Origin of the sequence: Streptomyces sp. CB01881, assembly GCF_002953255.1 — a bacterium.
Taxonomy (GTDB): domain Bacteria; phylum Actinomycetota; class Actinomycetes; order Streptomycetales; family Streptomycetaceae; genus Kitasatospora.
Genome location: NZ_CP026498.1, coordinates 10,793,070 through 10,804,023 on the forward strand (window position 1 = coordinate 10,793,070; position 10,954 = coordinate 10,804,023).

Below are 10,954 nucleotides of genomic sequence, written 5' to 3' on the forward strand. Positions count from 1 at the left end.
GCGGTGGGTGCACCGAGGACGGTCGGTTGGTCCGCTTCGACGCCGACGCCGACGCCGACGCCGGTGCCACCGTTGCCGCGCGGGTGGACCTTCCGCCGGAGCCACAGCAGGAGCGCGTCCTCCACGGCCAGGTCGTCCGGCGCCGGCTGTACGTCTCGCGCGACGGGCGGTTCGCCGCCGTCGTCAACGACTTCGGCCGCCACGGCCAGGTCGTCGACCTGGACAGCGGCGAGGTGACCCTCTCCCTCGACGGCGGGTTCCGCCACGCGTACACGGTGCCGTTCTCGTTCGCATTCACCGAGGAGGGGGGCCGCACCCTGGCGGTTCACCGGACCGGGTGGAACCGCCTCGACCTCTCCGACGCGCTCAGTGGTGAGCTGCTGACGGCACGCGACCCCGGCCACCGCCTGGACTACTTCCACGGCGCGCTCTCCGTGTCCCCGCAGGGCACGCGGATCGCCGACGACGGCTGGGTCTGGCATCCGCTCGGTGTCCCCTCGGTGTGGAACCTGCGCTCCTGGGCCGGGGTCGTGTCCCGCGAAGTGGTGTAGTGGTTGTGCACCAACGGTCATGAAATCGGCGGTAGTTCGTCGTGGGTGCGCTCGGCGGGGTAGAGCCGGTCCATGCTGCCCTCGGGGAGGTAGCGGCGGGGGAAGGCGATCCATTCGTCGTGCATCTCGAAGAGCACGGCGGTGACAAGCCGCAGGAGCGCGTCGTCGTTCGGGAAGACCTGGACGACGTCGGTGCGTCGCTTGATCTCCCGGTTGATCCGCTCCAGCGGGTTGGTGGACTGGATCTTCTTCCAATGTCGCTCGGGGAAGGCCGCGAAGGCGGTCAGGTCGTCCTTGGCCTCCAGCAGCATCTGGCTGACCTTGGGGAACTGCTTGCCGAGCATGTCGGCGACGGTGTCCAGTTGGGCTCGGACCGCGGCCTCGGCCGGCTGGGCGAAGATCGTGCGGATCGTCGCGGCGACCATCTCGGCCGCGTCCTTCGGGATGATCGCGAAGGCATTGCGCAGGAAGTGAACGCGACAGCGCTGGTAGGCGGCGCCGAGCATGACCTTGCGGATCGCCTTGACCAGGCCGCTGTGGTGGTCGCCGATGACCAGCCGGACGCCGGTCAGGCCGCGCTCGCGCAGGGAGCGCAGGAACTCGGCCCAGAACACCTCGGTCTCGCTGTCCCCGACCATGAGCCCGAGCACCTCGCGTCCGCCGTCCTCGGTGATGCCGGTCGCGACGACCACGGCCCGGGAGACGATCTGGTGGTTCACCCGCGCCTTGCAGTAGGTGGCGTCCAGGTAGATGTAGGGGAAGCGGGTGTGGTCGAGCGGCCGGGTGCGGAAGGCGGTGAGCTGTTCGTCCAGGTCGGCGCAGATCCGGGAGACCTCGCTCTTGGAGATGCCGGTGTCCGCGCCGAGGGCCTTGACCAGGTCGTCGACCGAGCGGGTGGACACGCCCAGGACATAGGCCTCCATGATGACTGCGTAGAGGGCCTGGTCGATGCGGCGCCGGCGCTCCAGGAGGCTGGGGAAGAAGCTGCCGGCGCGGACCTTGGGGATGGCCAGTTCCAGGTCGCCGGCCTGCGTGGTGAGCGTCTTGTCGCGGTGGCCGTTGCGCCAGGTGGTGCGGGCCTCGGTCCGCTCGCCGGGTTCGGCGCCGATCCGGGCGGTGGCCTCGGCCTCGATCAGCTCCTGCAGGATCCGCTGGGCGAGGGTCCTGATCAACTCGATTCCGTCCGCCGTACGCAGTGACTCCATGAGGCGGAGTAGGTCAGACTGGGACAAGGCCATCGCGCACCTCTCACTCAACGAGCCTTCCTAGGACGCGCAGAGAATCAACTCGTAGCTTCAGCGATGTCAGCTCGTTGATGTGGTATGGCGATACCCGAGGCTGCGATTGACCCTCTGGCGGCGAAGTTCCAGGCGGTGTTTCCGCATCTGGACGAGCGGCAACGACGGTTGGTGATGGGCGCGGAGGCGCTCTCTCTCGGGCACGGAGGGATCAGGGTGGTGGCCCGGGCCGCCGGGGTCCGCGAGGGCACGGTCTCGCGGGGTGCGGCCGAGCTGGAGGCCGGCGAAGCACCGCTTGGACGGGTCCGACGTCCGGGCGGCGGGCGCAAGCGTGCCGTCGAGGTAGATCCGGGGCTGCGTCCAGCCCTGCTCGCCATGGTCGAGCCCGACCTGCGTGGGGACCCGATGTCGCCGCTTCGGTGGACCACCAAGTCGACCCGTCGGCTGGCCGCCGAGCTCACCGCGCAGGGACACAAGGTGAGTGCGGACACGGTCGGGGACCTCCTGCGCGAGGAGGGCTTCAGCCTGCAGGGCAACTCCCGGGTGCTGGAAGGAGCCGACCACCCGGACCGCGATGCCCAGTTCCGGTACATCAACGACCAGGTGAAAGCACACCAGGCCAGTGGCGATCCCGTGGTCTCCGTGGACGCGAAGAAGAAGGAGCAGGTGGGCGAGTTCCACATGGCAGGACGCGAGTGGCAGCGCCGGGGCACACCAGTCAAGGTCCGCTCGCACGACTTCCTCGACCGCAGCGGCGCGGGCCTGGTGATTCCCTACGGCGTCTACGACCTGACCGAGAACACCGGATGGGTCGGTGTTGGCACCGACCATGACACCGCCGCGTTCGCGGTCGCCACGATCCGCCGATGGTGGCAGGCGGTGGGCCAGCACACCTACCCGGGCGCGCGCCGTCTGCTGATCACGGCCGACGCAGGCGGCTCCAACGGCTACCGCACCCGGGCCTGGAAGGTCGAACTCGCGAAACTGGCAGGCGAGATAGGCCTGGAGGTGACGGTCTGCCACTTTCCTCCTGGGACATCGAAGTGGAATCGGATCGAGCACCGCTTGTTCTCCCAGATCACCCTGAGCTGGCGCGGAAGGCCGTTGACCAGTCATGAAGTCGTGGTCAACACCATCGCCTCGACCACCACGCGGGCCGGCCTTCGGGTGAGAGCCGAACTGGACACGGCCGCCTACGCCACCGGCGGGCGGATCAGCAACGCCCAGCTCCAGGCCCTGCCACTGCGGCCGCACGACTGGCACGGTGACTGGAACTACACGCTCCTACCGCAGCAGTTCGAGCAGGTCATGGCACAGCATACGAAGCTTTTCGACCAGCCCAGCCCGGAGTTCGCCTGGCTGTGCGTCCCCAAGGTCACCGGCATCGAACCGGACCAGTGGGCCACACTCGTGCGAGCACTCGGCGCCGTGCACGAGGACCAGCGCGAAACCCAGCTACACCAACGTCGCGGACACGCACGCAAGACGGCAACGGGCGGAGGCCGCCCGCCCCGGCTCACCCTGGTCGACCGCCTCATCGCGCTGTTCCTGCACGACCGACTCGGCCTACCCCAGACCCAGATCGCCCGGCTCTTCCACGCCGCCCCTCAGACCATCAGCATCCGCATTGGCGAGGCCCGCAAACTCCTCGAATCCATCGGCCAACGCCCCCGGCCCGCAGCCATGCGCCTTCGGTCTCTCGACGAACTGCGCGAACTTCTCCCAGACCGTCCCGTGACCGGCCGACGGAAGATCAAGAAGGCGAGTTGATTCTCTGCGCGTCCCTACTCGGAGAGTTGCGCGATGGCTGCTTCATGACCAGGGGTTACACCAAGATCTCTGCTACACCACTCGGCGGGACGCCATCTGGGCCGGCGGCCGGACCTGGGAGTCCGAGGACGGCAGGACCCGCAAGGAGCTGGCCTGGCGGGACTACTTCTGGAACGCGCCCCAGTGCTGGATCGACGAGCGGCGGCTGGCCGTCACCGGACTGGACGGGGCCAGCCCGCGCAACGGCTCTCCCGCCCGGGGCGTGCGCGTCTTCGACGCCGTGTGGCGGCGCGAGTTGCTCGCCCTGCCCGCCGTGGAAGGTGCTCTCTTCGGCGTCGGCGGGCTGCTGTACGCGGCCTCGCCCCGGGGGTTGGAGGCGTGGGACCCCGCCACCGGGGAGTTGCTGGCCACCGTGGAGGGCTTCGTACCCACCCACCACCACCCCGGCGCGGGCGAATTCGCGGCCTTCGACGGCACGGCGCTGCATCGGCGGCCCGTACCGGTCGCCGGCTGAACCGGCCCCGGACCCGCCGCGCCCGCCGGACCCGGGCGCGGCGGGCGCCGCCGGAGCAGGTCCGAGCTCGCGAACTTCATTGGTACATTTGCCCGATCATGGTGCGAGTGAGCGTGCTGGGGCCGCTGGAGGTGACCATCGGCGGAGAGCCGGTGCCGATCGGGAGGCGGCGGCAGCGGGCCGTCCTGGGGCTCCTGCTGGCCGCCCGGGGCCGGACCGTCCCCGTCGACCGCATCGTCGAGGCGGTGTGGGAGGGGCGCCCGCCTGCCAAGCCGCGCAGTTCCCTGCACGTCTACGTCTCCCACCTGCGCGGCGTACTGGAACCCGCGCGGCTCCCCCGGACCGAGTCCCGGCTGCTCGTGAGCAGCCCCGAGGGCTATGCCCTGCGTCTTCCGGAGGACGCGGTGGACGCCTGGAGCTTCGAGGCCGCCGTGGGGCGGTCCCGCTCCGTAGGGGCCGAGGAGGCCGGACCGCTGCTCGACGGCGCGCTCGGCCTGTGGCGCGGCGAGGCATACGCCGAGTGGGCAGGCGAGCCGTGGGCGGAGGCCGAGACGGCCCGGCTGACCGAACTGCGGTTGCTGGGACAAGAGCTGGCGCTGGCGGCCGCTCTCGGAGCCGGGCGGCCGCAGGAGGTCGTACCGGCCGCCCAGGCGCACGTACGCAGCCACCCGCTGCGTGAGGAGGGGTGGCGGCTGCTCGCCCTCGGCCTGTGGGCAACCGGCCGCCAGGGCGACGCCCTCGCGGCGCTGCGGCGGGCCGCCGCCGTGTGCGCCGAGGAACTGGGGCTGGACCTCGGGCCCGGGCTGGTCGAGCTGCAGCGGGCGATCCTGACCCGGCAGCTCGACGTACTGGCGGCGGCGGTGCCACCGCCCGCCGCCGGACGCACCTCGCCGGCACCTGCCCCGAGGGCTTCTGCCACGGCCGACGCCGCCGCGCCGGACGCCCTTTCGCCCGCGACCGCCGGGCTGCCGGTCGTGCGGCCGCGGAGCGGCTCCCGCCAGGCCTTCGTCGGACGCCGGCGCGAACTCGGCGTCCTCGCCGACGCCGCGCGGGCCGCGCTGCGGGGCGGGGCGGTGGCGCTCGTCGCGGGCGAGGGCGGCGCGGGCAAGTCCTCGCTGCTGGACCGCTGCGCCGCCGCACTGCGCTCCGAGGGCTGGACCGTCGTGATCGGCCGGTGCCCGGACGGGGCGGGCGCTCCCGCGGCGTGGGCATGGGTGGAGGCGCTGCGTGACCTGGCCGGCGTGACGCCGCCGGAGCATGTCGGTCCGCTGTCCGCCCTGCTCGACCCGGACGAGGTCGCCGACGGCCCGCGCGGAGATGCAACCGCGGGCCGTTTCCGGCTGCACGCGGCCTTCACCCGGTGGCTCGCAGCCGCGGCGGCACGGCAGCCGCTCGCCGTCTTCGTCGACGATCTGCACGAGGCCGACGAGGAGACCCTGGCCCTGCTGGGCCGCGCCGCCGGCATCGACGGGGTTCCGCTCCTGGTCGTGGCGGCCTACCGTCCGGGCCACGCCGACAGCGCACTCGCCCCGCTCATGGCCGGCCTCGCCCGGCGCAACCCGTTCCGTGTCCCGCTCGGCGGCCTCGCGGTCGCGGAGGTCGCCGACCTGGTCCGCATGCTCTGCGGTACGGACGTGTCCGAGGAGGTCGTGGCCGCCCTCGCGGAGCGCACCGGCGGCAACCCCTTCTACGTCGGCGAAAGCGCCCGCCTCCTGATGGACGGTGACCCGACGGCGGCCGTGGCGGGGGTGCCCGACGGCATCCGGGACGTCGTACGGCAGCGGCTGGCCCGGCTCCCCGCGGAAGCCGCCGGCATCCTGCGGCTGGCCGCGGTCGCGGGGGCCGAGACGCACGTCGCGGTCCTGTGCGCAGCCGCCGGGGCACCGGCCGCCGAAGTCGTCGACGCCCTGGAGGTCTGCGTCACCGCGGGCCTGCTCACGGAAGCGGGGCCCGGGCTGGTCCGCTTCACCCATCCGCTGTTGCGTGACACGGTCTACAGCGACCTCTCCGGGCTGCGCAGCGGCCTGCTGCACGGCCGACTCGCCGAGGCCATGGAGCAGCTGCGCCCCGATGCCCTGCCGGCCCTCGCCCTGCACTTCACCCGCTCCGGCGACCCCGCCATGGCGGGCCGGGCCGTGGAGTTCGCGCTCCGCGCCGCCGAACTCGCGGAGCACCGCTACGCCCACGACGTGAGCGCGGACCTGCTGCGGCAGGCCCTGGACGCGGCCGAGCTGATACCGGAGCCGGGCGACGCCCGCGCCGAACGGGCCGTGGACCTGCTCGGTGCCCTGATGCGGGCCCAGATCCGGGCCGGTTCCGCCGATGCGGCCGCCAGGACCCGCCGCCGTGCCCTGGATACCGCCCAGCGGGCCGGCCGGGAGGACCTGACCGTCGCCGCATTCACGGCCTGGACCGAGCCGACGCCGTGGCTGACCCGCAGCCACGGCGTGGCCGACCGGCATGCCGTGGACACCCTGGAACGGCTGACCGCCCGGCCCGGCCTACCTCCCGCCGACCTGGCCCGGCTGCTGCAGGCACTGGTGGACGAGCTGCCCGGCGACGCCGGGGCACAGGCGCGGCGGAACGACAGCTGGCCCTCGCGCGTCGCGCCGGCGATCCCGGGCTGCTGGCGGCCGCGCTCACCACGATGACGAAGCTGCTGCCGCACGAGGCGCAGGCCGCCCGCTGCGTCCCCGTCGTCGCCGAACTGCGGGAGCTGACCGGGCGCCACGACCTGCCCGCGTACCGGTGGGTGTGCGAGCAGGTGGACGCGACGGTCGCCGCGATCGGCAACGACGTGGAGGCCGTGGAACGGTACGCCCGTTGCGGCCTGGCCGTGGCGCGCCGTTACCGGATGCCGGAGGCGGAGGCCGCGAGTCTGTCGACGCTGGCGATGCTCGCCCACGCGGGCGGCCGCTTCGCGGAGGCGGAGGGGCTGTACGAGCAGGTACGAGAGCGCCTGGTGCGGCACAACGCCTCGCGCGCCGTGGACCTGCACGCCCGGGGAATGATCACGATCAGGCTGAGCCAGGGGCGGATCGCGGAGATCGAACCGCTGGCCCGGACGCTCCACGCGGCCTGGGGTGCGCGGGGCGGGGAGGCGCTCGCCCTGGTGCTGGCCCTCCAGGGCAAGCTGGAGGAGGCACGGGCGGTCCGGTTCGACGCGGTTCCCGTGCCGGACCATTTCTACGGGGTACGGCTCGGGGCCCGGGCACGGCTCGCCTGTCTGCTGGGCGACACCGAGGCGGCCGCCGCGCTCGTTCCGCTGCTGCGTCCGGTTCGGGACCAGTTCGGGTCCGCGGCCACCACGGCTTTCTGCACCCGCCCTCTGGCACTCGCCCTGGGCGAGGTGCACGCGCTTCTGGGGGACGAGGCCGAAGCGCGGTCCGCCTTCACCCGGGCCGGGGAGGTGGCCCGCCTGTGGGGCTCACCGCACGGCGAGGCCGCGGCCACGGAGGGCGCCCGCGCCCTACGGGCCCCCACCGGGGTGTAACCCGTACGGCCCGCAGGCCCCGCGGGGCGTGCGTCCGGCCCGGCAGCGCCGGTGCCAAGTCGGTGGCAAGTCCGTGGCAATGAGTGCGTGTGAGGGCTGTGCCCCCTCCAGCCCCCTTCGAGGAGATTCCCGCACCATGCCACTCGTTTGCGGTCACGACGCCCCCGCCTACAACCTGCCGGTCTGCGAGCACATCCGGACCGCGCCGGCGCCGTCCGAGCACTACATGCACTACACCGGTCGGGGCACGGAGCGGCAGCCGCTCTGCGGGCAGTGCCGGGTGGACGCCGAGGCCGGACGGGCGGTCAGCACCGGGCGGCTGTGCGAACCCTGCTTCGACGAGGCGGAGGGGTCCATCGCCGGTGCGGTCGGGCTGCCGCAGACCGTCGACGCCTCCCGGCCGGTCGTCGAAGCAGGGCCCCTCACCGCGTTCCCCGAGGCAGCGCGCACCGTACTGGACCTGGCGCCGACGGAGCAGGGGCTCCTGCTGCTGTCCTCGGACGGTCGGATCCTGCTCTGGGACCCGGAGGGCGGCGGGTGCGAGGAGAAGGCCCGCAGCACCGTGGAGGTGCCCGCCGAAGCAAGCCCGTGGAACGGCCACGAGCAGGCCCGGCGGCTCCACGCCTCACCCGACGGCCGGTTCGCCGCCGTCGTGATCGACTTCGGCACGCGGGGCGAGGTGTTCGACCTGGCCTCGGGCAGCGTCACCGTGTCCCTGGAGAACGACGGCCACCACAGCGACACGGTGCCGTTCTCGCTGCTGTTCACCGTGCACGCGGGGCGCACGGTCGTGCTGCACCGCACGAAGTGGAACCGGATCGAGGCCTCCGACCCCGCGACGGGCGAGCCGGTGGCCGTGATGCCGGCGAGCGACTCCTCACAGTTCTGGTCGCACTGCTTCCAGGGCGCGCTGTATGCCGGCCCGGCCGGTACCCGGGTCGCGTCGGACGCCTGGTGGTGGCACCCACTCGGCCGGCCCATCGCCTGGGACCTCGCCCGGTGGCTCGAGGAGGGCGAGCCGGCCTGGGAGAACGGCCTGGGGCGCTTCCAACTGCCCCACTGCGACTACCACTGGAACCGCCCGGTCGTCCTGCATCGGCACGCCCGCCGAGACGAGGTCGGTGCCGTGGTGGACTGGCTTTGAGAGCACCGGGACAAGCCCGACAAAGGGGTGTGGGAGACCAGGGCGGGCGACCGGTCCTTCGCGGTGGCCCGCTTACGTACCCGCCGTTGGGACCACTGGCACCGGTCGCCGGCGGTCGTAGCGGCTGCGCATGGCGTCGCTGGCCGCAGGGCCCGCTGCGAAGACGTAGGCACGGCTGTCGTCGAGTCGGCGGCCGGTCCCGGCGTCGACGACCACGGGCTGGACCTCCTCGCCACTTTCCGCGTCGACGAGAATCATGCTGCGTTCGTGCGGCTCCAGCCGGGCATTGCCCCACGCGGCCAGGGTGACGATCACCGGGCGCAGGGAGTGCCCGAGATCGGTCAGTACGTACTCGTGGCGGACCGGGTTGGTCTGGTAGGGCCGACGCTCCAGCAATCCGTCCGTCACGAGGGTCTTCAGGCGAGCCGTGAGCATGCTTGAGGAGATGCCCAGGTTCTCCTGGAACTGATCGAAGCGGGTGTAGCCGTCGAAGGCGTCGTGGAGGATCAGCAGCGTCCACCATTCGCCGACGTGTTCCACGGTCGTGGACAGCGGGCACTCCCGGTCCTCCAGCCTGATGCGGCTTGCCACGGTGGCCATCCCCTCGGTTACTGCTAAAGTCGAAGTTAGTACCTTCTATTTTAGCAGTAACCGAGTGTGGTGCCGAACGTGCGCACCAGGGATCGGAAGACACCATGACCAGCCCCGTCAACGAATCACTCGAAGGCCGCCGTGCCCTGGTCACCGGCGCCGACGTGCTCGTCACCGGCCGCAGCCGGCCCGAGGACGTGGAGGAAAAGACCTTCATCGCCGCCGACCTGTCGACCGCTGATGCCACCGACCGGGCGATCGCCGAAGTCGAGGCACGCCTGGGAGGTGTCGACGTCGTGGTCCACACTCTCGGCGGCTCCGACGCGCCGGCCGGTGGATTCGCGGCGCTCGGCGAGGAGGACTGGGCCAAGGAGCTCAATGTGAACCTGCTGGCCGCGGTCCGCCTGGACCGTGGCCTTCTGCCCGGCATGATCACGAGCGGCAGGGGCGTGATCCTGCACGTCACCTCGATCCAGCGCCGCATGCCGCTGTGGAACGGCACCCTGGCCTACGCCGCCGCCAAAGCGGCACTGACCACCTACAGCAAGGGCCTGGCCAACGAGGTCGCCCCGCACGGCGTCCGCGTCAACACCGTCTCACCGGGCTTCATCCAGACCGCCGCCGCCGACAACCTGGTCGCCCGGATCGCCCAGGAGGCCGGCGTCACCCGGGAGGCGGCCCTGGACCGGCTCATGGACTCGCTCGGCGGCATTCCCCTCGGCCGCCCCAACCGACCGGAGGAAGTCGCTGAGCTCGTCGCCTTCCTCGTCTCCGACCGAGCCTCGGCCATCGTCGGCGCCGAACACGTCATCGACGGCGGCACCACCCCCACCGTCTGAGCCCCCAGAGCCAAGAGGACCGTCATGTCGAGCCATCAGCCCCACGTCATCGCCCCGAGCGACTTGCCCAAGACGATCACCCGCTACCTGCGGGCCCACCACGACCACGACACCGCGACCGCAGTCGCCGCCTTCACCAGCGACGCCACCGTGACTGATGACGGCAGGACGTACCAGGGCGCCACTGCAATCGACCGGTGGCTGAACCGCTCCGCCACTGAATTCACCTACACCATCGAACTCACCGAAGCGCAGCAGACCGATCCGACCCACTACGTCGCCACACACCACCTCGAAGGCAACTTCCCCGGAGGCAGTGTCGACCTGCGCTATCAGTTCAGCCTCCGCGACGACCTGATCGAGCGTCTGGTCATCGAGCCCTGATCCGCCTGGGCGTGCTCCATCCGGCGCCCGGAGGCGCACCTTCCTTTCGGGACGTGGCCGGGCTTCGGGGAGTCGGGCCCCATGGTGCGTATGGGGCGGCCGATGGCCGAGCCGAACTTGACCGACGACGACGGTCCTCGGTCAGGGGAGCAGGAACTTCAGGCGGTCGTCGGCCATGCCGGGGGGCTATCGCGATGATCTCCGCACCGACGACGTCCTGCGCAACGAACGGATCGGCCTTCACACGCTCCTCCAGCGCCTCCTTGGAGGTGCCGTGTGCGAGGATCGCGACGCCGACCCTGGTTGGAGCTGCCAACCAGCATCCCGTCGTCCTGGCCGCCTTCGCGGAAGCGGCCGCTACTTCAACTCGAACAGGAGTGAGCGGATCTCGCTGCTTCCGGTGTTGTGCGTGGAGTGGTTCACGGCCGGG

Annotated in this window: 9 protein-coding genes and 1 pseudogene; 8 read left to right on the forward strand and 2 right to left on the reverse strand. The window is 71.8% G+C overall.

Features of this window, described 5'->3' with window-relative positions:
- Positions 1–551: pseudogene (locus C2142_RS36480) on the forward strand (hypothetical protein); the annotation flags it as partial.
- Positions 552–568: 17 nt separating this feature from the next.
- Here the strand turns inward: C2142_RS36480 and C2142_RS36485 are convergent.
- A complete protein-coding gene (locus C2142_RS36485) occupies positions 569–1,789 on the reverse strand; it encodes an IS256 family transposase (protein WP_148647086.1) in 1,221 nt (406 codons plus the stop codon).
- 84 nt (positions 1,790–1,873) lie between these two features.
- Here C2142_RS36485 and C2142_RS36490 point away from each other — a divergent pair, with 84 nt between their 5' ends.
- The 5 genes from C2142_RS36490 to C2142_RS36510 all read left to right on the forward strand — a co-directional run bounded on the left by C2142_RS36490 (position 1,874) and on the right by C2142_RS36510 (position 8,710).
- Entirely contained in the window at positions 1,874–3,559 is a 1,686-nt protein-coding gene (locus C2142_RS36490) for an ISAzo13 family transposase (RefSeq protein ID WP_148647087.1), read from the forward strand.
- A gap of 262 nt (positions 3,560–3,821) precedes the next feature.
- Positions 3,822–4,073 (forward strand): hypothetical protein, encoded by a 252-nt coding sequence (locus C2142_RS36495; protein ID WP_148647088.1) that lies wholly within the window; start codon positions 3,822–3,824, stop codon positions 4,071–4,073.
- Between the two features lie 98 nt (positions 4,074–4,171).
- Positions 4,172–6,724: a BTAD domain-containing putative transcriptional regulator gene (locus C2142_RS36500; protein WP_148647089.1), complete on the forward strand. Its 2,553-nt coding sequence runs from the start codon at positions 4,172–4,174 to the stop codon at positions 6,722–6,724.
- Positions 6,721–7,566 (forward strand): hypothetical protein, encoded by an 846-nt coding sequence (locus C2142_RS36505; RefSeq protein WP_148647090.1) that lies wholly within the window; start codon positions 6,721–6,723, stop codon positions 7,564–7,566. Before C2142_RS36500 ends, C2142_RS36505 begins: the two co-directional genes overlap by 4 nt.
- Before the next feature lie 136 nt (positions 7,567–7,702).
- The gene (locus C2142_RS36510) at positions 7,703–8,710 is read left to right on the forward strand and encodes a hypothetical protein (RefSeq protein ID WP_148647091.1); all 1,008 of its coding nucleotides are present in this window, start codon (positions 7,703–7,705) and stop codon (positions 8,708–8,710) included.
- 72 nt (positions 8,711–8,782) lie between these two features.
- On the opposite strand, the gene C2142_RS36515 is transcribed toward C2142_RS36510, so the two are convergent.
- On the reverse strand, positions 8,783–9,310 hold the full coding sequence (locus tag C2142_RS36515; protein WP_174315811.1) for a helix-turn-helix domain-containing protein: 528 nt from the start codon (positions 9,308–9,310) through the stop codon (positions 8,783–8,785).
- Positions 9,311–9,405: 95 nt separating this feature from the next.
- On the opposite strand from C2142_RS36515, the gene C2142_RS36520 reads away from it, so the two are divergent.
- Both C2142_RS36520 and C2142_RS36525 read left to right on the forward strand, forming a co-directional pair.
- A complete protein-coding gene (locus tag C2142_RS36520) occupies positions 9,406–10,140 on the forward strand; it encodes an SDR family oxidoreductase (RefSeq protein WP_148647092.1) in 735 nt (244 codons plus the stop codon).
- Between the two features lie 24 nt (positions 10,141–10,164).
- On the forward strand, positions 10,165–10,524 hold the full coding sequence (locus C2142_RS36525; protein WP_148647093.1) for a nuclear transport factor 2 family protein: 360 nt from the start codon (positions 10,165–10,167) through the stop codon (positions 10,522–10,524).
- Positions 10,525–10,954: the final 430 nt, after the last annotated feature.